Genomic DNA, 22,144 nt, shown 5'->3' on the forward strand with positions numbered 1-22,144 from the left:
GCGTGGCCCTAGCCCGCGCCGAGCAGCCGCCGGGTCTCCGCCAGTTCCCGCTTCATGCCCCGGCTCGTGAAGACCTCCAGAGCGGGGGTCAGCAGTTCCCGGGAACGCCCCGGTTCGTCGTCCAGCAGCCGGGCCAGATCCAGGCGGGCCAGAGCGCCACCGCCGAAGTCCATGATCTGCTCCCGGGCCGCGACGGCCCGGTCGAAGAAGTACGTGGCCCGGTCGGGCCGGCCCATCAGCACGAAGGCCTGGCCCAGATCCCGCAGCAGATGCCCCTCGCCTATCACGTCACCGGAATCCCGGCACAGCTCCAGGACCTCCGTGAACGTCAGCACCGCGAGATCCAGCTCGCCCCGCTCCAGCAGCAGTTGGCCCACCCGGCGCAGGGTCCGCGCCCGGCCGCCCAGGTAGCCCACCCCGTCGTAGATCTCCAGCGCCTCGTCCAACTGCGCCTGCGCCGCGTCCGTCTCGCCCCGGCGCATCCGGATGTGCGCGCTCTGCGTCAGTACGATCGCCCGCCCCACCACGTCACCGGCCCGGTCGAAGTCGGCCAGCGACCGGTCGTACAGCTCCAGCGCCGTGTCGTCCTCACCGTTCGTCCGGGCGATCAGCGCCATGTCGCGGCGGCACAGCGCCTCGCCCTGCGGCTCGTCGAGCGCCTGGAACACGTCGAGCGCCGAACTCAGCGCCTGGCGCGCCATGTCGAACTCGTTGCGGCTCATGTACAGGGAGCCGAGCGAGGCCCGTACGGCCGCGGTGCCCCGCAGATTGCCGGCCTTGCGGACAGCGGCCAGCGCCCGCACATGGGTCTGTTCCCACAGGTCGTAGTGGCCGCGCACCTCGAACAGCGTGACCAGTGTCGTCGCCAGATTCCAGCTGACGTCGTGCAGGCCCTCGTCGGCGGCCTGCTCCACCATCCCGCACAGGGCGCCCTGCTCCGCGTCGAACCACGCCAGCGGATCGGTGAGCAGCTCCTCGGTGCAGGACGGGGGCGGCGCCCAGCGCGGGGCGTCGCCGTGCAGCACGGTGAAGTCACCGCCGTACACCTTGCGATGGGCCTCCTGCGCCAGGTACATCCAGCCGCCCGCCATCCGCACGAGCGCGTCGCGCCGCAGCTCCGGTGTGTCCTGCGCGGCCAGCTGCTCGCGCGCGTACACCCGGATGATCTCGTGGAACTGGTAGCGGTATCCGCCGGTGCGCTCCACGCCGACGACGTCCAGCATCTGCATGTCGACGAGCGGTTCCAGCAGGTCCGACGGCACGGGGCGGTCGTCGTCGAGCAGCGCACCGGCCAGCCAGCCGGGCAGCGTCGGTGTCCGCGCCATGCTCAGCAGCCGCAGCAGCCCCCGGTCCTCCGCCGCCAGACCGTTGTACGTGAGCGAGAGGCTGGCCCGCATCGTCATCTCGCCGTGCGCCAGCTCGTCCAGCCGGTGCCGCTCGTTGGCCAGCCGGTGCACCATCGACGCGAGCGTCCAGTGCGGGCGGGCGGCCAGCCGGGCGGCCACGATCCGCAGGGCCAACGGCAGCCGTCCGACCGTACGCACCAGCGCCTCCGCCGACGCGGCCTCGCCCTCGACCCGCTCCTCCCCGATGATCCGGGAGAGCAGCTTCAGCGCCCGCTCCTCGTCCAGGACATCCAGCTCCACGCGGTGCGCGCCCGGCAGCGCCGTCAGCCGCGCCCGGCTGGTGACCAGGACGGCGCAGTCGCGGCTCCCCGGCAGCAGCGGCTGCACCTGGCTCTCCGTCGCGGCGTCGTCCAGGACCACCAGGACGCGGCGGGAGGCGAGCCGGGTGCGGTACATCTCCGCCCGCTCGTCCAGCGAGTCCGGGATCAGCTGGCCCGGGATGCCCAGCGCCCGCAGGAAGCGGCCCAGCACCTCCAGCGTGGTGGCCGGGGTGCCGGTGCCGCGCAGGTCGCAGTAGAGCTGCCCGTCGGGGAAGCCCGTCTCCGCGAGGCGGTGCGCGAGGTTCACGGCCAGCGTGGACTTGCCGGTGCCCGGCTTCCCGGTGATCACCGCGAGCCCGACCGCCTTGCTCTCACGGCCGCCGGTCAGCGCCTTCTCCAACGCGGCGAGCTGGGCGTCGTCGGCCACGAAGTCCGAGGTGGAAGCGGGCAGTTGCTGCGGCCGGGCGTCGTGCGGCTGCGGTTCGGCGCGGGTTGCGGGGGAATCCTGGGCGGCGGGGGCGGTCCGCCCGTCCGCGTCCCCGGTTGCGGTCCGGTCCCCGGCGGGCCCGGTGGCGTCGGCCGGCGCCGGTGCCGCCGGCGGCCGGCGCGGGGCAGCAGCGGGAGCGGCGGTCCCACTCGCCTCGGGCTTGTCGTCACGGCTCCGGGGCGGCTGTGCCCGTACCGGCGGGGGCAGTTCACCGGCGAGGATCGCCCCCTCCAGGCGCCGCAGCTCCCTGCCCGGTTCCAGGCCCAGCTCCTGATCGAGAATCCTGCGCCCGGTCCGGAACGCTTCCAGCGCCTCCGCCTGCCGGCCCGACCAGTACAGGGCGCACATCAGCTGACCGCGCAGCCGTTCGCGCAACGGGTTCTCATGGGTGAGGAGCTGGAGTTCTCCCACGAGCCGGTCGTGCCGTCCGAGCTCCAGCTCCAGCTGCATCCGCAGTTCGACGGCGCTCAGGCGTTCCTCGTCGAGCTGACGCGCCTTGTTGGCGAGCGGGCCGCTCTCCAGTCCGCTCAGGGAGTCGCCCTGCCACAGCGCGACCGCCGACTTCAGCAGCGCCACCGCCTTCTCCGTCTCGCCTTCGTCGCGCTGCCGCCTGGCCATCGCGACCAGTCCGGTGAAGAGCAGCGAGTCGACGTCCCCGGTGTCGACGTGCAGGACGTATCCGGGCGGCCGGGTCGATATGGAGACCGTACTGTCCGCACCGGCCAGCAGTTTCCGCAGCCGGGAGACGCAGATCTGCACCTGGGTGCGGGCGGTCTCCGGGGGGTTGTCCTCCCATATGAGGTCCACCAGGTAGTTCGTGCCGACCACCCGGTTCGCCTCCAGCAGCAGCGCGGCGAGGATGACTTCCTGCCGGCCGGGCGGCACCCGCAGCGGACCGGTCTTGCCCCGCACCTGCAGGGGGCCCAGCAATTGAAAGGGTGGTCTCGCCGCGCCGGGGGCATCCTGGACCGTGTGCGTCGTACCCTCGGCCACCGAGACCCCCAGCTCGTAAGCGCGTTGATACTCCGGGATCAACGTCCCCAAAGTTTTCACAATCCTCACGCATCTGTCCATCCTGCATGCCCAGCGTGACCGAACGGCGAATAGCGGCGCGATAGGCGGGGGTTGGCGCGGCCCGGAAGAGTGCCGGGTGAAGGAGAAAGGAGGCGTCCATGCACACCGACGCCTGGACGAGCACAGACCCGTACACGGTGGGCGACCTGGTCACCGCGGCGGGCACCGACCACGTCCGCCTCGTCTACGACTACCTCGACGCCGGGGACCTCGACGCGTGTGCGTCGCTGCTGCACGAGCACGTCGAACTGGACCTGCCCGGTGCCCCGACGGCCCACGGGCGGACCGCGTTCGTGCACACCCACCGCGACCACCTCGGATCCCGCGCCCGCCACGAGATCGATCACGTCGTCGCCCACGCCCGGACCGTGGTGGCGGCCGGCCGCCGTATCGACACGGACGCCGGCGGGGCGGGGGTGCGCTTCGTGGACTTCTTCCGCATCGCCGAGGACGGCATGGTGGAATCCTGCACGCGCTACTACCACGCGGCGCCCTGAGCGGCCCCGGCCCGGTGCATCCCGGGCGGGACCGGTCACGGCCTCAACGGCCCAGGTCCGCCGTCTTCTCGGCCCGCAGGGCGAAGACCTCGTCGCGGTGCTCGGCCATCTGCCGGAGCGCTTCCTTGCGGTCCCGCTTGGAAAGCCGGTCCAGGTAGGTGTGGCCGAGCAGGTGGTCGCTCTCGTGCTGGAGGCACCGGGCGAAGTAGCCCGTCCCCTCCACGACGACCGGGCTGCCGCTCCGGTCGAATCCGCGCACGACGGCCCGATCGGTGCGGGGGACCACCATGCCCGCGCCGGGCACGGACAGGCAGCCCTCGTACTCGTCGACGAGCCGGCGGTCACCCGGGGCGGGCAGCTCCAGGACCGGGTTGACGATGTGACCGGTATGGCGGACCCCGTGGTCGTCGGGGCAGTCGTACACGAACAGCCGCAGCCCGACGCCGACCTGATTGGCGGCCAGCCCGGCGCCGTCGGCGATCCCCATCGTCACGAACATGTCGTCGATCAGGCGCGCCAGTGCGGGAGTGCCGAACTCGGTCACCTCCTGGCAGGCGCGGCCCAGGACTTCCTCGCCCACCTCCGTGATCCGCCGCACCGCACCGTTGTCCCCAACTCCCTGCACGGACATGGACATCCCTTCATCACGGTTGCCAGATGCTTTGCAAAGTAGCAGAGTTTGCAAAGTGCCAGAAGATGAAGTGACCCAGGACGACGTCGGTACCGCGCCCGCCCGCTCCGCCGGCGGGGAGGGGCTGCGCGAGCACGAGGTCCGCACCGCGCTGCTGGACCTGCTCGCCGAGGTCGGCGCCGTCACGGCGACCGAGGCCGCCGCCCGGCTCGGTCACAGCTCCGGACTCTGCTCCTTCCACCTGCGACAGCTCGCGCGGTACGGCTACGTCGAAGAAGCCCCCCACAGCGGCGGCCGTGCTCGTCCCTGGCGCCTGAAGCGGCCCGCCCCGGACACCGGCCGGCCCACGGAGGACGAGGCGTTCGGCGACCTGGCCCGGGGCCTGGAGGACGAGAGCTGGCAGCGGTGGCGGGACCGGCGGGACGAGGTGCCGTCCGAGTGGCGCCACGACGAGGCGTTCAGCGCCGTCGCGTATCTGACGCCCGAGGAGATGAGCCGCGTCGCCGAAGTGATCCGGCGGACGCTCGCGCCCTACCGGGACCGCGAACAACGGCCCCTGGCCCGGCCCGTCGGTGCCCGGCCGGTGGCCCTCGTCACCCGCCTGTTCCCGCTCCTTCCCGCCGCCCGGGACGAGAGGGAGGAGGAGTGAGACCGCTCGCTGTCACACGCCTCCGTCCGCCCGTCGCAGGGCGTCCGCGCGGTAGTCGCGGGGCGTGACGCCGTACGCGGTACGGAACGTGCGGCTGAAGGCCGACGCGCTGGTGAAGCCCCAGCGGGCGGCGACGGCCTGGATCGACTGCCGGCGCAGCGCGGGGCGGGCGAGGTCCGTGCGGCACCCCTCCAGCCTGCGCCGGCGGATCGTCGCGGCGACGCCCTCGGGCTCGTCGTGGAACAGCGCGTGCAGGCTCCGCAGCGACAGGTGGTGGCGGCCCGCGATGAGGCCCGGAGTCAGATCGGGGTCCGCGATGTGGTGGTCGATGAACGCGCTGACCCGGCGGAGCAGCACATGCGACCGCAGCTCGGCCGGCGGCTCCACCGAGGAGCCGAGCCGCCCGGCCAGACAGGACGCGGTGAGGTCCACGGCCATCTCGCCGAGCATGTCGAGCTGCCGCGGCGAACAGTCGGGGCCCGTGGCGGCGAGGTTGCCCAGGAACCCGGCCAGGATCGCGGCGAAGCCCGCGGTGCCCGGGATGCGCCGCGCGAGGAGCCGGTCCACCCGCTGCGACGGCAGGGGCATCCGGGCCTTCGGAATCTGGAGGACGACGACCTCGACATCGCTGCCGTCCATCCCCGAGCCGGACTCGTACGGCTTCGAGGTGTCCCACAACGCCATGCCCCCGACGCCCAGTTCGGCCTCGCCGCCCTGCTGGGCGAACCAGGCGGTGCCGCTGGTCACCAGCCCGAGCTGGTACTGCTCCGGATCCCCCTTGCGGATCAGCGCGGGTGTCCTGCGCGAACTCAGGGGCGCGTAGCTGAAACGTGCCAGCTGCGCGGCCCCGAGGTCGAGCATCCCGCCGCGCGCGTCGAACCCGCCGGGGTCCGCGGCGCGGAACTCCGTGGGCAGCAGGACGTCGGACACCACCTGCTCGAACCACTCGAACCTGTTGTCCGGCGCCATCTCGGCCGCCGCCATCTCGTGCCACACCGTCGAACTCCCCCTCACGGCTGACCTGCACCGGAGGAGATCGGACTCCGGCCGTGTGCAGTCTGGGGGATCGGCCGAGATCGCGCCAAACGGCGCCACGGCCCGTTCCGTCAGGCGGTGGGTGACTCCGGCCGCTGCGGCGAGCGCAGGACCAGCAGCGTGATCTCGCTGGGCGCGAAGACGCGGAAGGGCGGGCCCCAGAACCCGGTGCCCCGGCTGGTGTAGAGCAGGGTGCGGTCGCCGTGCCGGCTGAGCCCGGCGACGGCCGGCTGGTCGAGCCGGACCAGGTAGTGGAACGGCCAGATCTGGCCACCGTGGGTGTGGCCCGAGAGCTGGAGGTCGACGCCGCCCTCGGCGGCCCGGTCGATGAATTTGGGCTGGTGCGCCAGGAGCAGGACAGGCAGAGCGGGGTCGGCGCCGTCCAGGGCCCCCGCGAGATGTGCGCGGTGACCGGCCAGGCCCGAGGACTCGGCGGTGACGTCGTCCACACCGGCGACCACGAGCGTGTCGCCGCCGCGTTCCAGGAGCACATGGCGGTTGCGCAGCGGCTGCCAGCCCAGCTCGTCCATCAGGTCGACCCAGCCCTGGGCCTCGCTGTAGTACTCGTGGTTGCCGGTGACGTAGACCCGGGCGTGATTCGCGCGCACGGTGCCGAGCGGGGCGGCCTGGGCCCGGCGGCGCTCGGCGGTGCCGTCCGCGATGTCCCCGGTGTGGCAGACCAGGTCCGCCTCCAGGGCGTTGACCTCCGCGCAGACCCGCTCCGACCAGCGGACGCGGTCGAGCGGCCCGTAGTGGGTGTCGGTGATGAGGGCGACCCGGGTGCCGTCCAGCCCGGTCCCCAGCCGCGGCAGTTCGACGTCGAGCCGGCGCACCCGCGGCACCCGGCGCGCCTCGGTGTACCCCCATACGAGCAGCACGGCGGCGACACCGAGCACCGCCCAGGTGACGGTCCGGGCCCGGTCCTGCCCGTCGCCCGCACCGGCCACGGTCAGGGCGAGCCGCAGCAGCACACCGAACAGGACGGACCAGGTGAACAGCACCCAGGCGGAACCGAGCAGGGTGTCCCCGAGGATCGCCGCCCGGTCCTGCTGCCGCTTGCCGTGCCCGCGCACCATCGCGAACGGCATGGTGACCAGGCCGAGGGCGAACACACAGGTGCCGCCCACCGTCACGGGCAGCGGCCAGTCCTGGCCGCCGTACAACAGCACCCAGCAGGGCACGGCCCACAGCAGAACGGGTGCGACCAGGGGGATGTAGCGCATGAGACGGCGCAGCCGGCTCTGCGGCGCCGTGCCGCCCGCGGACCGGGCCTCGCTGGTGTCGGTCACGTTTCCCTCCTCGGACGGCCGGAATGCCGCCGGGCACTGTACCCGGTGGCCGAGTCGGGGAACGTACCGGCGGTATGAGAGCGTGAGGCAGGTGAGCGAAACACCACCGAACACCCTGCAATACCGCTTCGACGGCCCCGAAGACGCCCCCGTCCTGGTGATCGGGCCCTCCCTGGGCACGACCTGGCACATGTGGGACCGGCAGATACCCGAGCTCACCCAGCACTGGAGAGTCTTCCGCTACGACCTCCCCGGCCACGGCGGGGCGCCCGCCCGGCCCGCGACCGCCGTGTCGGAGCTGGGGGACCGCCTGCTGGCGACGCTCGACGGGGTCGGCGTCCAGCGGTTCGGTTACGTGGGGTGCTCGATCGGCGGGGCGATCGGGGCCGACCTCGCGCTGCGCCACCCGCACCGGGTCGCGGCGCTCGCCCTGGTGGCGTCCTCGCCCCGGTTCGGCAGCGCGGACGAGTTCCGGCAGCGCGGGGTCATCGTCCGGACCAACGGACTCGAACCGATGGCGCGCACCGCCCCCGAGCGCTGGTTCACGCCCGCCTTCGCCTCGGCGCAGCCCGCCATCGTCGAGTGGGCCGTCCAGATGGTGCGGACCACCGACCCGGGGTGCTACATCGCCGCCTGCGAGGCCCTGGCGGCGTTCGACATCCGGACGGAACTGGGCCGCATCCCCGTGCCCACCCTGGTCGTGGTCGGCGCCGAGGACCGGGTGACGGGACCCGGTGACGCGCGCACCCTGGTCGCGGGGATACCGGACGCCCGGCTCGCGCTGGTGCCCGGCGCCTCGCACCTGGCACCCGTCGAGCAGCCCGGAGCGGTCACCGATCTCCTGCTCACCCACTTCTCCACCGCCTGGCAGGACACACAGGCGGCGATCCCGATGCCCGATTCCGTGCCCCGGCTCTCCGCCCCCGTGCAGCCCGTCGCGGAGATCGGCGCGGCCGAGGCGGTCCCCGAGGCCGTGGCCGGCGGGCGCCCCGACCCGTACACGCCGGGCATGCGGCTGCGGCGGGAGGTGCTGGGCGACGCACAGGTGGACGGGGTGATGGCCGCCGCCGACGACTTCACCGGGGACTTCCAGGAGCTGGTCACCCGGTACGCCTGGGGCGAGGTGTGGAGCCGCGAGGGTCTGGACCGGCGCACCCGCAGCACCGTGACGCTCACCGCGCTGGTGGCCTCCGGGCGGCTGGAGAGCCTGGCCGCGCACACCAGGGCAGCCCTGCGCAACGGCCTCACCCCCGCCGAGATCAAGGAGGTGCTGATGCAGACGGCCGTGTACTGCGGGATACCGGCGGCGAGCGCCGCGTTCACGATCGCGCAGTCGGTGATTCAGGCGGAAACGACGCCACCGGCGTAGCAGGATGGGGGTATGAGCACTCAGTACGCCGAGAACACCGAGCGCCCCGGGCCGGCCGCGCTCACGCTGACCAAGCAGTCGCACTCCTGCATCCGCCTGGAGAAGGACGGGCGCACGCTCGTCATCGACCCGGGCGGGTTCTCGGAGCGGGACGCCGCGATCGGCGCCGAGGCGATCCTCGTGACGCACGAGCACCCCGACCACTTCGACGAGGAACGGCTGCGGGCCGGTATGGAAGCCGACCCGGCCGCCGAGATCTGGACCCTGCGCAGCGTCGCGGAGCGGCTGAGCGCGGCCTTCCCGGGACGCGTGCACACGGTCGGCCACGGCGACACCTTCTCGGCCGCCGGCATCGACATCGAGGTGCACGGCGAACTGCACGCGGTGATCCACCCGGACATCCCGCGCGTCACCAACATCGGCTTCCTCGTGGACGGCCAGGTCTTCCACCCCGGTGACGCGCTCACCGTGCCCGGCCGGGCGGTCGACACGCTGATGCTCCCGGTGATGGCGCCGTGGAACAAGATCTCCGAGGTCATCGACTACGTCCGCGAGGTGAAGCCGCGCCGCGCGATCGACATCCACGACGCGCTGCTCACCGATCTCGCCCGGCCGATCTACGACCGGCAGATCGGCGAGCTGGGCGGCTCCGACCACGGCAGGATGACGCCGGGCGACTCGAAGGCCCTGTGACGGCGGCCGCCCCGGCGGCTGTCAGTGGCAGGCGTTAGGTTGGCGTACATGCGCATCGCCACCTGGAACGTCAACTCGATCACCGCCCGTCTGCCGAGGCTGCTGGCCTGGCTGGAGAGCAGCGGCACAGACGTGCTGTGCCTCCAGGAGACCAAGTGCACCGCCGAGCAGTTCCCGGCCGAAGCGCTCCGCGAGGCCGGGTACGAGTCCGCGGTCAACGCCAACGGGCGGTGGAACGGGGTCGCGCTGATCTCCCGCGCCGGCCTGTCCGACATCGTGACGGGGCTGCCCGACGGCCCGGCCTACGAGACCGCGCAGGAGCCCCGCGCGATCAGCGCGACCTGCGGCCCGGTGCGGCTCTGGTCGGTGTACGTGCCCAACGGCCGCGAGGTCGCCCACGAGCACTACGTGTACAAGCTGCGCTGGCTGGAGGCGCTGCGCAAGGCGGTGGCCGCCGACGCCGCGGGACCGGCCCCGTTCGCCGTGCTCGGTGATTTCAACGTGGCCCCGACCGACGAGGACGTCTGGGACCCGGCCCTGTTCGAGGGGGCCACGCATGTCACGCCCGCCGAGCGGGAGGCCCTGGCGGCCCTGCGCGCCGAGGGCCTGTCCGATGTGATGCCGCGGCCCCTGAAGTACGACCGTCCGTACACCTTCTGGGACTACCGCGAGCTGCGCTTCCCGAAGAACAAGGGCATGCGGATCGACCTTGTCTACGGCAACGACCCGTTCACCGCCGCGGTGAAGGACAGCTACGTGGACCGCGAGGAGCGCAAGGGCAAGGGCGCGTCGGACCATGCCCCGGTGGTCGTCGACCTCGACCTCTGAGCGGTCCCGGCGCCCCGCTCTGCGTGAACGCACGGTGACCGTGTGGTGTTCGGCACTCGAACGACAGGCCGCGCGCCCTGTGGTGCGCGGGCGCGCCGGGATGCGATTCTGAGCGGATGAAGATCCCCTTCTTGGACAACTGGCGTAAACGTCACGGCGGGACGCGGGAGGCGGGCCTCGCGGGCGTCGCCGACGCCGACCCGGACGGCGTGGCCGAGCTGCTCGCCGAGTGCGAGCTGCTCCGGGTCCGGGTGGGGGAGCGCGGGATCGAACTGGACGACAGCCCGGCCTCGTTGGCGGCCCTCGACCAGCTGCCGCCGCGCTGGCGCGACGACCCGGAGGAGCTGCCCTGGCTGGGCAACGACGCCGGGCTCTACCTGGGCACGGTCCTGGTGCGCAACGTCGCCGGGGCGCACTGGCACATCTGGCCGAGCGGCCAGCCCGTCGTGCGGCTCGCCTCCGGCCGTGAGATCGACGTCGTCGAGGCCGGACTGGACTGGGCGATCTCCGGCAGTCCCGAGCTGTCCCAGGTCTACGCGGAGTCCGCCGAGGGGTGACCCGTACGCCCGGCGGACCGGGCGAAGCGATAAAACGCCTTATGCCCCATTGGTGCGTGTCGGTCGAGAAGTCCCTTGCCGGGCTGGTTAGTTTGCGCTGACCTCGACCGAGCGACAAGTGGGTAGGGCAGCGTATGGCCGTCGATCCGTTGATCGAGCTGCGAGACGTCAACAAGTACTACGGGAAGTTGCACGTCCTGCAGGACATCAATCTCACCGTCGGCCGCGGGGAGGTGGTGGTGGTCATCGGCCCGTCCGGCTCCGGGAAGTCGACGCTCTGCCGGACGATCAACCGGCTGGAGACGATCGAGTCGGGCCGCATCACCATCGACGGCCAACCCCTCCCCGAGGAGGGCCGCGGGCTGGCCCAGCTGAGGGCCGAAGTCGGCATGGTCTTCCAGTCGTTCAACCTCTTCGCGCACAAGAGTGTGCTGGCCAACGTCTCCCTGGCGCAGATCAAGGTCCGCAAGCGCAAGAAGGACGAGGCGGACCGGCGCTCCCGCGAACTCCTGGACCGGGTGGGGCTCGGCGCGCACGCCGACAAGTACCCCGCCCAGCTCTCCGGCGGGCAGCAGCAGCGCGTTGCCATCGCCCGCGCCCTGGCCATGGACCCCAAGGCGCTCCTGTTCGACGAGCCGACCTCGGCGCTCGACCCGGAGATGATCAACGAGGTCCTGGAGGTCATGCGGCAGCTCGCCCGCGAGGGCATGACCATGGTCGTCGTCACCCACGAGATGGGCTTCGCCCGCTCCGCCGCCAACCGCGTCGTGTTCATGGCCGACGGCTGCATCGTCGAGGACCGCACCCCGGAGGACTTCTTCACCGCCCCGGAGAGCGACCGGGCCAAGGACTTCCTGTCCAAGATCCTCAAGCACTGACGGGAGGCCCTGAGTTGCGTACGAGGAAAGCACTGACCGCCTGCGCCGGCCTCCTGCTCGCCGTCCTGGCCGCCGCGTGCGGCAAGGAGGGCAGCCCGCCGGTCAAGGGACCCAAGGCCGAGCAACTGCCCGTCTACCAGGTCGACAAGGACTTCCGGCTGCCGGACTCCCGGACCTGGCGGAACGCGAAGAAGCGCGGCTATCTGCGGGTGGGCGCCAAGGAGGACCAGCCCTACCTGGGCGAGAAGGACCCCGCCACCGGAATCTACTCCGGGTTCGACATCGAGATCGCCCGGATGATGTCCGCCTCACTGGGCTTCGATCCGAAGACCATCCGCTTCAAGACGATCGCCTCCGCCAACCGCGAGACCGCCCTCCAGAACGGGCAGATCGACTACTACGTCGGCACCTACACCATCAACGACATGCGCAAGAAGCTCGTCGGCTTCGCCGGTCCGTACTACATGGCCGGCCAGGGACTGCTCGTGCGCAGCGACGAGGACGACATCCACGGCCCCCAGGACCTGGCCGGCAAGACGGTCTGCTCGGCCGCGGGCTCGACCCCGTACCAGCGGATCGCCGCCGACTACCCCAAGGCGAAGCTGGTCGCGTACGACACCTACTCCATCTGTGTCGACAACCTGCTGACGTTCCAGGTCGACGTCGTCACCACCGACGACGCGATCCTGCTGGGCTTCGCCGCCAAGGCGCCCGACGAGATGAAGGTCGTCGGCAAACCCTTCTCCGAGGAGCCGTACGGCATCGGAGTCCCGCGCAGCGACAACGCGCTGCGCTTCGCACTCGACGACGCGCTGGAGGAGAACGAGAAGAACGGCAACTGGAAGAAGGCGTTCGACGCGACCCTCGGCCTGTCCGGCGCACCCGCGCCCAAGCCGCCGCCCATCGACCGCTACCCGGCGAACTGAGAGGACGGCCACCCCCATGGACGTACTCACCGACAACTTCTCGCTCTACGGCAAGGGCTTCCTCGGCACCCTCGAACTCACCGTCTACGCCTCGATCCTGGCGCTGGTCCTCGGCTTCGTCATGGCCTCGTTCAGGGTGGCGCCCGTCGGCTCGCTCCGGGTGTTCGGCACCGTATGGGTGACGGTCCTGCGGAACACCCCGCTCACCCTGCTCTTCTTCGCCGTGCTCCTCGGCCTGCCACGCTTCGGGCTCGTCCTGCCGTTCAACGTGTTCGCGATCCTCGCGCTCGGCTGCTACACCTCCGCTTTCATCTGCGAGGTGCTGCGCTCCGGCATCAACACCGTGCCCACCGGGCAGGGCGAGGCGGCCCGCAGTCTCGGGATGACCTTCGGGCAGAGCCTCGGCTCCATCGTCCTGCCGCAGGCGTTCCGCTCGGTGATCCCGCCCGTCGGCTCGACGCTCATCGCGCTCGCCAAGAACTCGGCCATCGCGGGGGCGTTCAGCGTCACCGAACTCCTCGGCACCTACAAGACCCTCAACGAACTGGGATACAGCATCATCTGGACCTTCGTCTGGATCGCCGTCGGGTACCTGATCATCACCCTCGCCATCAGCGCGCTCTTCCATGTGCTGGAGAAGCGCTGGGGAGTCGCCCGATGACCGCCCACTCCGCACCCACCGCTACCGTCCTCTACGACATCCCGGGGCCGCACACCCGCAGACGGCACCGCGTCTACGGGATCGTGTCGACCCTCGCGATCCTCGCCCTGGTCGGCTGGGTCGTCTACCTCCTCTTCGACACCGACCAGTTCACCGCCGCCAAGTGGACGCCCTTCGAGTACAAGGGCATCCAGGAACTCCTGCTGCGCGGCCTCGGCAACACCCTCAAGGCGTTCGCGTACGCGGCGGTCCTCTCGCTGGTCCTCGGCGCCGTCCTCGCGGTGGGGCGGCTGTCGGACCACCGTCCGGTGCGCTGGGTCGCCACGATCCTCGTCGAGTTCTTCCGCGCCATGCCCGTCCTGGTGATGATCTTCTTCATCTTCGTGGCGCTGAAGGTGCAGCCGCTGCCCGCCCTGGTCGCCGGACTCACGCTCTACAACGGCTCGGTGCTCGCCGAGGTGTTCCGTACGGGCATCAACTCCGTGGAACGCGGCCAGCGCGAGGCGGCGTACGCGCTGGGCATGCGCAAGACGCATGTCACGACCTACGTCCTGGCTCCGCAGGCGGTACGGGCGATGCTGCCCACCATCATCAGCCAGCTGGTGGTGGCCCTGAAGGACACCTCGCTCGGCTACCTGATCACCTACGAGGAATTCCTTCACGCGGGCAAGCTCATCGCCTCCAACCTGGACTACGATCTGCCTTTCATCCCCGTGGTGATGGTGATCTCACCGATCTACATCGGGATGTGCATGCTGCTCTCCTGGTTCGCCACCTGGGTGGCGAGGCGGCAACGGCGCAATCCGAAGACGGAGGCGGTGGGCGTCGGACCGGCACAGCCCGGCACCTGATGCCGGGGATGGCAGACACGGGAGCCGGGTCCGCCCGGCAGCAGCCGGTGATCACTCCCCGCCGCGGCGGGGAGAAGGTCAGCTGCGTGCCGGCCGGCCCGGTCAGCCGAGAGCGCTCCTGTCCTGCCAGTCGGCCCAGGAGACATTCCACGCCCCGTATCCGTTGCCCTCCGCGACCGTGCCCTTGGTTTCCGCGCCGGTGATCTCGAACGGGTCACCGACGCGGGCCTCGCGGTAGAGGGCCGCGGCGTTCGCGTCGCTCATGCCGACGCACCCCGAACTGTGGTTGACCCGGCCGAAGTACGGCGCGTTCCACGGGGCGGCATGCGCGTACATGCCCGACCAGGTCAGCCGCATCGAGTAGTCGACCATCTTGTCGTAGGTGTGGCCCAGGCCCACCGTCTCGGAGCGCATGTTGATCGTGCCCTCCTTCGCCATCAGCACCGCCGTGCCCCGCCACGACCGCTTGTCGCCGCCCGGGGTGCCGCCCGACACCGGGACGTCCATGACCGTGCGCCCGTCCCGCTTCAGCGCCAGCCGGTGGCTGTCCAGGTCCACCTTGACCACCTGGCTCGCGCCCACGGTGAACGTCGTGGCGTAGTCCCGTACGAAGAAGCCGCCCGCCGGGCCCGAGTCGACGCCGTTCAGAGCGGCGTCGAGCGTGATGCGCGTACCGGACTTCCAGTACTCCTTGGGGCGCCAGTCGACGCGGTCCCGGCCCGAGTAGTCCTGCAGCCAGCCCCAGGAGCCCTCGGTGTGGTTCGAGGTGGTCACCTTGAGCGCCTTCTCGACGGCCGCCTTGTCCTTGACCGGGTTGTCGAAGACGATCGACAGCGGCTGGGCGATGCCGACCGTCGTGTTCTTGCCTGGCGCCAGCGTCAGCTTGTTCACCTTGTCCGCGGCCTTCGTGGTGAACGAGGCCGTGTCGCTGCCGCCCTCGGTGTCGCGCGCCTCGACGCGGTACGCGGTGCCGGGCGCCGCCACCCGGTCGGACGTCCAGGCCCGGCCGTCGGCGGATATCCGGCCGGTGAGCGCGCCGCCCTTGCCGGCCGCGACGGTGACCTCGCGCAGCTTCCCGGACGCCAGCGTCACGGTCACCGGCTTGCCCGCGGCCGCCGAGGTGCCGCGCAGGTTCACCGAGATGCTCGCCCGCGCCGCCTTCGAGGGAGCGGCGTCGCCGCCCTTGCCCGCCTCCCGGCCGGAAGCGGCGGCCCCGCCGGAGCAGGCCGTGAGGGTGACGCCGAGTACGGCGGTGCCGGCGATCAGCGCGAGCCGGGCGGGGCGCGGCGGGCGCACGGGAATCAGGAATGCGGGAATCAACGGAAAACCTCCAGAGAACGGCCCGGCTCCGGCGTCCGGCACGGGCGTCGAAGAAGAGGAACGAACGGGAGCCTAAGTTCCGTAAATCCGCGGAAAAACAGGAATGCGATGTGTGACGGGAAGCGCAGCGCAACGGTCATGGTCCGGTCACATTCGGCGCGCGGAGCCGTCACGGACCGCTGTGAGCATCCTGTGCAGCCCCGCAGAGCAGACCGCGGGGCCCACGAGGGAGGGCCACCGACATGTCAGCGCTGCTCGCGACCGGAGACCGCAGCCGAGAACGGGATCTACGCATACACGGCCTCGGCGCGGACGAGCACCGCGCGCACCTGGCCTCGCACGCGGACGCCGCTTTCCTCCAGCACCCCTCCTGGGCGGAAGTGAAAGAGGGCTGGTCCTCTGAAAGCCTCGGCTGGCACGACGACGACGGTGCGCTGAAAGGCAGCGCGCTCGTCCTCTACCGGCAATTCCCGGGCACCCGGAAATACTTCGCCTATCTCCCGGAGGGCCCGGTCGCGGACTGGGCCGACCCGGACATGGACCGGTGGCTGCGCCCGCTGCTCACGCACCTGCGGGCCGCCGGGGCGTTCGCCGTACGGATCGGGCCCTCCCCGGCCTACCGGCGCTGGGACGGCGCCCGGCTCAAGGCCGCCACCGGACCCGGCCGCACCGTCGGTGACGTCCTGGCGAGCGAGGTCGACCCGCTCGGCGCCGCCGTGGCCGACCGGCTGCGGGCCCGCGGCTGGCGGCGCTGCGGCGAGGACGGCGACGACACCGACGCCCAGCCCCGGTATGTCTTCCGGGTGCCGCTGGCCGGCCGCACCACCGAAGATCTGTGGTCCGGGCTCAACCAGGAGTGGCGTCGCAACATCCGGCGCGCGCGCAAGGCCGGGGTGCGCGTCGTGACCGGCAGCGCGGCCGAACTGCCCGAGTTCCACCGGCTGCTGCGGATCACCGAGGAGCGCGACGGCTTCCGGCTCGGCCGCTCGCTGGCCTACTACCAGCGCCAGTACGCGGCGCTCAACGCCGAGGTGCCGGGCCGGATGAAGCTCTGCCTCGCCGTGCACGACGGTGAGATCCTGGCCGCGCACACCCTGATCAGCACCGGCCGGCGCGTCTGGTACCAGACGGGCGCCTCCGCGGACCACCGCCGCGAGGTCCGCCCCAGCAACGCCCTGCAGTGGCAGATGATGTGCGACGCCCTGGACAGCGGCGCCGAGGTGTACGACATGCGCGGGGTATCCTCCACCCTCGATCCCGGTGACCGCCCCTTCGGGCTGCTGCGCTGGAAGCTCGGCACCGGCGGGCAGGTCGTGGAGACCCTCGGAGAGTGGGAGACATCGGTGGGCGGAGCCGCCAACAACACGCTGTACCGGGCGTTCCAGGCGTACCTGGCACGCCGGTGACGGCCGCGGGCACCGCCCCCGGGGCGGTCGCGCCCGAGGAGTCCGGCGCGCGCGGCTCCGGCTCGGTGCTGCGCAGCGGTGCGGTGATGGCCGCCGGGTCCATCGTGTCGCGGGCCACGGGGTTCATACGCTCGGCGGTCGTCGTCGCCGCACTCGGCACCGGACTGCGGGCCGACGGCTACACGGTCGCCAACACCGTGCCCAACATCCTCTACATGCTGCTCATCGGCGGCGCGCTCAACGCGGTCTTCGTCCCCGAACTCGTCCGCGCGGCCAAGGAGCACAGCGACGGCGGCGCCGCCTATACCGACCGCCTGCTCACCCTGTGCACCGTGGGCCTGCTCGCCCTCACCGCGCTCGCCGTCCTCGGCGCACCGCTGATCATCCATGTGTACGCCCCGACCTACGGAGGCGAACAGCTCGGACTGACCGTCGCGCTCGCCCGCTACTGCCTGCCGCAGATCCTCTTCTACGGTCTGTTCACGCTCCTGGGCCAAGTACTCAACGCCCGCGACCGGTTCGGCGCCATGATGTGGACGCCCGTCCTCAACAACCTCGTGATCATCGCCGTGTTCGGGCTGTACCTCTGGACGGCGGCCACGTCCGACGGCACGATCACCGCCGCGCAGGCGCAGTGGCTGGGCTGGGGCACCACGGCGGGCATCGCCGTGCAGTCCCTCGCCCTGGTGCCCTCGCTGCGCGCGGCGAAGTTCCGCTGGCGGCCCCGGTTCGACTGGCGCGGCAGCGGGCTGACCCGCCCGCTGCGCGCCGCCGGCTGGCTCGTCATGCTCGTCCTGACCAACCAGGCCGCCTACTGGGTCGTCACCCGGCTCTCCACAGCGAGCGGCCAGCACGCCCTGGACCAGCACGTCGCGGGCGGCGCCGGGTACACCGCGTACAGCTACGCCTACCAGCTCTGGGTCGTCCCGCAGGGCATCGTGACCGTCAGCCTCGTCACCGCGCTGATGCCGCGCATGAGCCGGGCGGCGGCCGGCGGCGACCTCGCCGGGGTGCGGCGGGACCTCTCGTACGCCCTGCGCACCTCCGCCGCCGTGGTGGTCCCGGCCGCCGCGCTCATGCTGGCCCTCGCGCCCTGGGTGATGGGCTCGGTCTTCGGCTACGGGCGCACCGGTCCGGCGGACATCACGGTGATGGCGGGCATGATGGCGGCGTTCGCACCCGGCCTCATCGCCTTCTCCGGGCAGTACGTGCTCTCCCGGGGCTTTTACGCCATGAGCGACACCCGCACGCCGTTCCTGCTGAACCTGGTCATCGCGGCCCTCAACGCCGGTCTCGCGATCGTCGCCTATCTGACGTTGCCCGCGCGCTGGGCGGTGACCGGTATGGCGGGCGCGTACTCCGTGGCTCTCCTCACCGGCTTCGCCGTCACCGCGTACGTGCTGCACCGCCGGGTCTCCCCGCCCGGTGCCGCGCGCCCCTCGCTCGCCCGCTCGCCCGGGGTGGGGGCACATGTGCGGCTGATCGTCGCCTGCGTGCCGGCCGGGCTGCTGGCGTACGGGGCGGCCCGCGCCGTCGACACGGAGGGGTCCGGGCTCGGGGATCTCACCGCGCTGGCCACCGGGACGGCCGTCCTCGCGCTGGCCGTGGTGGCGCTGGCCCGGCCGCTGCGGCTCACCGAGGTGACCGCCGCGGTGAACGCCGTACGGGGGCGGCTGCGGCGCGGCTGAACCGGCCCGCTCCCGCCCGCCCGTTCGAATCCATTCCTTGATCGCTGGGATACTGACGCCATGCCTCGCGTGCTCCTGATCGAAGACGACCCCTCCGTCCGGGAAGGGGTCGAACTGGGCCTGCGCAGGCGCGGACACGAGCTGCGGGCCGTCGGCACGGGCGAGGCCGGGCTCGCCGCGCTGGGGGAGTTCCGGCCCGATCTGGTCCTCCTCGACCTGATGCTCCCCGGCATGAACGGCGTCCAGGTCTGCCGCAGCATCCGCGAGACCAGCCAGCTGCCCGTCATCATGCTCACCGCGCGCGGCGACGACTTCGACGTCGTCGTGGGCCTGGAGGCCGGCGCCGACGACTACATCGTCAAGCCCGCCCGTACCGAGGTCATCGAGGCTCGCATCCGGGCCGTACTGCGCCGCCTCACCGCCCCCGCCGGGCGCGGCGGCACCGAGTCGCACGGCGCACTCACCGTCGACCGGGCGGGCCTCGCCGTCTCCAAGGCCGGCGAGCGGCTGCTCCTCGCCCCCTCCGAACTCAAGCTCCTGCTCCACCTCTCGGCCTCGCCCGAACAGGTCTTCAGCCGCCAGCAGCTGCTGGAGTACGTGTGGGAGCACAGCTACCACGGGGACGCCCGGCTGGTCGACGCCTGCGTGCGCAGACTGCGCCAGAAGATCGAGGACGTGCCCGGCAGCCCCCGCTACATACAGACGGTCCGGGGCTTCGGCTACCGCTTCGGACCGCTCACGTGAAGCTCTTCGCCGCCCGGCTCGGCCTGCGCACCCGGCTGATCGCGGCCTTCCTCTTCGTCGCCGCCGTCAGCGCCGCGACCACCGCCGCCCTCACCTACCGCGAGGCCCGCTCGGCGATCCTCCAGCAGGCCCAGGACACCGCGGTCGCCCAGTTCCGCGACCGGGTCGCGGCACAGGGCATCACCATTCCGCTGGACCGGGTCTGGATGCGGGACATATGCCTCAGGCTGGCCCGGCAGGGCACCTCGCACACATGGACCGTCTTCGCCGAATACGGGAACCTGCGGGCCTCCTCCTCGGACCGGACGACGTCCACCGTGATCACTCCCGGGCTGCGCGCGGGTGCCCGCAGCAACACCCACGGCTCGTTCCAGCGGGTCGTCAAGGACGGCAAACCGTGGCTGACCGTCGGCATGCCCACCCTGTTCGACCGGGGCGACGGCAGGCAGCCCACCGGCCTCGTCCTCTACGCCGTGATGCCGCTGTCCACCGAGGAGGCCAACGTCGAGGCCATGGTGACCGCCGCCCGGGACGGCGCCCTGCCCGCCCTGCTCGTCGCCCTGGTGCCCGCGCTGCTCGCCTCCCGCAGCGTCCTGCGCCCGGTCCGCGACCTGCGCAGGGCCGCCGCCGGCATCGGCAGGGGCGAGCTCCACACTCGTATAGCGGTCCGCGGCAACGACGAACTCGCCGACCTGGCCTGGACGTTCAACGAGTCCTCGACCAAGCTCCAGGAATCCGTCGACGAACTGCGCCGGGCGGAGGAGCGGGCCAGGCGCTTCGCCTCGGACGTCTCCCACGAACTGCGCACCCCGCTCGCCGGCATGCTCGCCGTGACCGAGGTCCTCGACGAGGACGCCGCCGAACTGCGCCCCGACACCGCCGCAGCCGTCCGGCTGATCAGCGCGGAGACCGGCAAACTCGCCACCCTCGTCGAGGACCTGATGGAGATCTCCCGCTTCGACGCCCGCGCCGCCGACCTGCACCTGGACGAGGTCGACGTCGCCGAGACCGTACGCAAGACCCTCCAGGGCCGCCGCTGGGAGGGCCGGGTCACCACCGAACTCCCCGACGGCGTACGGGCGGTGCTCGACCCGCGCCGCTTCGACGTGGTCGTCGCCAACCTGGTCGGCAACGCCCTGCGGCACGGCGCCGAACCCGTCACCGTACGCGTGTCGGGAGGTGACCGGCTCGTCGTGGAGGTGGAGGACGGCGGACCCGGCATCGACGAGGCGGTGCTCCCGCACATCTTCGACCGGTTCTACAAGGCCGACGCCGCGCGGACCCGGTCGGCGGGCAGCGGACTCGGCCTCGCCATCGCCCAGGAGAACGTCCGGCTGCACGGTGGTACGGTGCGCGCGGCGAACCGCCCCGTGGGGGGCGCGGTGTTCACCGTGGAACTGCCTATGGGGGAGCGATGAGGGGCCGGTACGCGCTGCTGTCCGTGCTGCTGCTCGCCACCGGGTGCGGCATCCGCCCGACCGACGTCGTCGAGGCCGGAGAGCCGGCGACGGTGGAGGTGGCCCCGGCCGGTCAGCTCGGCACCCTTCTGTACTTCGTCTCCTCGTCCACGGCGTCCCGGCTGCTGCCGGTCATCAGGCCCGTCGATCCGAAGGTCTACAACAGCGGAACGGGCTGGGAGGCCGACAGACTCAAGGGCGCGCCCGCCGCACTCGCACTGCTCTTCGGGGGCCCCAACAGAGCGGAACGCGATGCCGGTCTGCGCTCGGAGCTGCCCCCCAGCGGCCGGGTGAAGGCGGGCATCGAGCTGAGCGCGCAGGGGGTGAAGGTCAATCTGGACATCCCGGTCGTCGGCCTCTCCCAGGCGGCCCGCCAGCAGCTCATCTGCACCGCGGCACGGGCCCGTACGGCCGACCGGACCGAGGCGGTGACGGTGAGCGGCACCGACGGCGTCATCGGCCCGGACCACTGCTCGGTGTGACTGCTCCGACCGCCTGCCTGCCGTTCAGCGGGCCTTGCGGGCGACCGCTCCGTAGACGCCTATCGTGGCCGGCCACGTCCCCGACGGCGCGTCCGGTCGCCAGGACGGGACGGGAACGAGGCCGGGCGCCAGGAGTTCGAAGCCGTCGAAGAACTTCTCGATCTCGGTGTGCGAGCGCGGGGTGAGGGGAGTGGTGGCCGTGTCGTAGACGGCTTGTGCCGCGCTGCAGTCGGCGAAGTCGTCGGTGGCGTGCGAGAGCACCAGGCAGCTGCCGACCGGGAGCGCGTCGCGGAGGGTGGCGACGACCTGTTCGGGCCGCTGCCCGTCGGTGAGGAAGTGGAGCACGGAGGTGAGGAGCAGGGCCACGGGCCGGTCGAAGTCGATGACGTCGCGGACGTGGGGATGTTCCAGGACGGACTGCGGATCGCGGAGGTCGGCGAGCGCGACACCGACCGCGTCGGAGCTGCGCAGCAGCGCGTCCGCGTGTGCGGTGACGATCGGGTCGTTGTCGACGTACGCGACGCGCACGTCGGGCGCCGCTTCGAGGGCGACCTCGTGCACGTTGGGGGAATGGGGCAGCCCGGTGCCGATGTCGAGGACCTGCCGCAGGCCCGCGCCGACGACGTGGCGGACGGCGCGCCGCAGGAAGGCACGGTTGGCCCGCGCACCGGCCCGCTCCTGGGGCGCGGCGGCGACGAGGTCTTCACCGGCCTGCTGATCCACCCGGTAGTTGTCCTTGCCGCCGAGCAGGTAGTCGTAGATCCTCGCGGAGTGAGGTCGGCCGGTGTCGATCACCGGGGTGGGTAAGCCGTGCTGCCTCAAGTGGCGCTCCTCTTCGCGTCCGCGTACAGGTTGACACCAGGGTCTGCCGATGCTGCGATCCTGCCCTTGCGTCCGACAACGTGTCAACTAAAGTACACAAGAGCAAGATCGATGAGTGCGAGAGAGATCACCTA

General features: G+C 71.7%; 21 protein-coding genes. 15 read left to right on the plus strand and 6 right to left on the minus strand.

Features of this window, described 5'->3' with window-relative positions; translation table 11 throughout:
• Positions 1–8: 8 nt before the first annotated feature.
• The gene (locus tag EAO73_RS01885; RefSeq protein WP_147969694.1) at positions 9–3,083 is read right to left on the minus strand and encodes an AfsR/SARP family transcriptional regulator; all 3,075 of its coding nucleotides are present in this window, start codon (positions 3,081–3,083) and stop codon (positions 9–11) included.
• 242 nt (positions 3,084–3,325) lie between these two features.
• On the opposite strand from EAO73_RS01885, the gene EAO73_RS01890 reads away from it, so the two are divergent.
• Positions 3,326–3,724: a nuclear transport factor 2 family protein gene (locus EAO73_RS01890; protein ID WP_147969695.1), complete on the plus strand. Its 399-nt coding sequence runs from the start codon at positions 3,326–3,328 to the stop codon at positions 3,722–3,724.
• 43 nt (positions 3,725–3,767) lie between these two features.
• Here the strand turns inward: EAO73_RS01890 and def are convergent, their stop codons facing one another.
• Positions 3,768–4,355 (minus strand): peptide deformylase, encoded by a 588-nt coding sequence (gene def / locus EAO73_RS01895; protein WP_412074556.1) that lies wholly within the window; start codon positions 4,353–4,355, stop codon positions 3,768–3,770.
• Between the two features lie 70 nt (positions 4,356–4,425).
• Here def and EAO73_RS01900 point away from each other — a divergent pair, with 70 nt between their 5' ends.
• Positions 4,426–5,004, plus strand: a complete 579-nt coding sequence (locus EAO73_RS01900) for an ArsR/SmtB family transcription factor (RefSeq protein ID WP_147969697.1) — start codon at positions 4,426–4,428, stop codon at positions 5,002–5,004.
• 12 nt (positions 5,005–5,016) lie between these two features.
• Here the strand turns inward: EAO73_RS01900 and EAO73_RS01905 are convergent, their stop codons facing one another.
• Both EAO73_RS01905 and EAO73_RS01910 read right to left on the minus strand, forming a co-directional pair.
• Positions 5,017–6,000 carry a helix-turn-helix domain-containing protein gene (locus tag EAO73_RS01905; RefSeq protein WP_224756143.1) on the minus strand — a complete coding sequence of 328 codons (984 nt, stop codon included), beginning with the start codon at positions 5,998–6,000 and terminating at the stop codon, positions 5,017–5,019.
• 110 nt (positions 6,001–6,110) lie between these two features.
• The gene (locus tag EAO73_RS01910; RefSeq protein ID WP_147969698.1) at positions 6,111–7,328 is read right to left on the minus strand and encodes a metallophosphoesterase; all 1,218 of its coding nucleotides are present in this window, start codon (positions 7,326–7,328) and stop codon (positions 6,111–6,113) included.
• A 91-nt stretch (positions 7,329–7,419) separates the two neighbouring features.
• Here EAO73_RS01910 and EAO73_RS01915 point away from each other — a divergent pair, with 91 nt between their 5' ends.
• From EAO73_RS01915 to EAO73_RS01950, 8 genes are all read left to right on the plus strand, one after another.
• Positions 7,420–8,697: an alpha/beta fold hydrolase gene (locus tag EAO73_RS01915; protein ID WP_147969699.1), complete on the plus strand. Its 1,278-nt coding sequence runs from the start codon at positions 7,420–7,422 to the stop codon at positions 8,695–8,697.
• Between the two features lie 12 nt (positions 8,698–8,709).
• Positions 8,710–9,390, plus strand: coding sequence for an MBL fold metallo-hydrolase (locus EAO73_RS01920; protein WP_147969700.1), 681 nt, complete (start codon positions 8,710–8,712; stop codon positions 9,388–9,390).
• Positions 9,391–9,438: 48 nt separating this feature from the next.
• Positions 9,439–10,218 (plus strand): exodeoxyribonuclease III, encoded by a 780-nt coding sequence (locus EAO73_RS01925; RefSeq protein WP_147969701.1) that lies wholly within the window; start codon positions 9,439–9,441, stop codon positions 10,216–10,218.
• A 116-nt stretch (positions 10,219–10,334) separates the two neighbouring features.
• Positions 10,335–10,775 carry a DUF6278 family protein gene (locus EAO73_RS01930; protein ID WP_147969702.1) on the plus strand — a complete coding sequence of 147 codons (441 nt, stop codon included), beginning with the start codon at positions 10,335–10,337 and terminating at the stop codon, positions 10,773–10,775.
• Positions 10,776–10,909: 134 nt separating this feature from the next.
• Complete coding sequence (locus EAO73_RS01935; RefSeq protein WP_147969703.1) at positions 10,910–11,653, plus strand: amino acid ABC transporter ATP-binding protein; 744 nt, start codon at positions 10,910–10,912, stop codon at positions 11,651–11,653.
• 14 nt (positions 11,654–11,667) lie between these two features.
• On the plus strand, positions 11,668–12,579 hold the full coding sequence (locus EAO73_RS01940) for a glutamate ABC transporter substrate-binding protein (RefSeq protein ID WP_147969704.1): 912 nt from the start codon (positions 11,668–11,670) through the stop codon (positions 12,577–12,579).
• A 16-nt stretch (positions 12,580–12,595) separates the two neighbouring features.
• The gene (locus tag EAO73_RS01945; RefSeq protein ID WP_147969705.1) at positions 12,596–13,240 is read left to right on the plus strand and encodes an amino acid ABC transporter permease; all 645 of its coding nucleotides are present in this window, start codon (positions 12,596–12,598) and stop codon (positions 13,238–13,240) included.
• Positions 13,237–14,091, plus strand: a complete 855-nt coding sequence (locus EAO73_RS01950; protein ID WP_147969706.1) for an amino acid ABC transporter permease — start codon at positions 13,237–13,239, stop codon at positions 14,089–14,091. The genes EAO73_RS01945 and EAO73_RS01950 overlap by 4 nt, the downstream gene beginning before the upstream one ends.
• Positions 14,092–14,193: 102 nt before the next feature.
• Here EAO73_RS01950 and EAO73_RS01955 read toward each other — a convergent pair whose 3' ends face one another.
• Complete coding sequence (locus EAO73_RS01955) at positions 14,194–15,411, minus strand: L,D-transpeptidase (protein WP_147969707.1); 1,218 nt, start codon at positions 15,409–15,411, stop codon at positions 14,194–14,196.
• 242 nt (positions 15,412–15,653) lie between these two features.
• On the opposite strand from EAO73_RS01955, the gene EAO73_RS01960 reads away from it, so the two are divergent.
• Genes EAO73_RS01960 through EAO73_RS01980 form a run of 5 tightly spaced genes read left to right on the plus strand, consistent with a single transcriptional unit; the run spans position 15,654 to position 21,188 of the window.
• Positions 15,654–16,817, plus strand: coding sequence for a lipid II:glycine glycyltransferase FemX (locus EAO73_RS01960; RefSeq protein WP_147969708.1), 1,164 nt, complete (start codon positions 15,654–15,656; stop codon positions 16,815–16,817).
• On the plus strand, positions 16,814–18,505 hold the full coding sequence (gene murJ, locus EAO73_RS01965) for a murein biosynthesis integral membrane protein MurJ (RefSeq protein WP_147969709.1): 1,692 nt from the start codon (positions 16,814–16,816) through the stop codon (positions 18,503–18,505). Before EAO73_RS01960 ends, murJ begins: the two co-directional genes overlap by 4 nt.
• A gap of 60 nt (positions 18,506–18,565) precedes the next feature.
• Positions 18,566–19,249 carry a response regulator transcription factor gene (locus tag EAO73_RS01970; protein WP_147969710.1) on the plus strand — a complete coding sequence of 228 codons (684 nt, stop codon included), beginning with the start codon at positions 18,566–18,568 and terminating at the stop codon, positions 19,247–19,249.
• Entirely contained in the window at positions 19,246–20,667 is a 1,422-nt protein-coding gene (locus tag EAO73_RS01975; RefSeq protein WP_147969711.1) for a sensor histidine kinase, read from the plus strand. The genes EAO73_RS01970 and EAO73_RS01975 overlap by 4 nt, the downstream gene beginning before the upstream one ends.
• Complete coding sequence (locus tag EAO73_RS01980) at positions 20,664–21,188, plus strand: hypothetical protein (protein ID WP_147969712.1); 525 nt, start codon at positions 20,664–20,666, stop codon at positions 21,186–21,188. The genes EAO73_RS01975 and EAO73_RS01980 overlap by 4 nt, the downstream gene beginning before the upstream one ends.
• Positions 21,189–21,212: 24 nt before the next feature.
• Here EAO73_RS01980 and EAO73_RS01985 read toward each other — a convergent pair whose 3' ends face one another.
• Positions 21,213–22,010 carry an SAM-dependent methyltransferase gene (locus EAO73_RS01985; RefSeq protein WP_224756144.1) on the minus strand — a complete coding sequence of 266 codons (798 nt, stop codon included), beginning with the start codon at positions 22,008–22,010 and terminating at the stop codon, positions 21,213–21,215.
• Between the last annotated feature and the right edge of the window lie 134 nt (positions 22,011–22,144).

This window comes from Streptomyces sp. col6 (genome assembly GCF_008042035.1).
GTDB lineage: Bacteria > Actinomycetota > Actinomycetes > Streptomycetales > Streptomycetaceae > Streptomyces.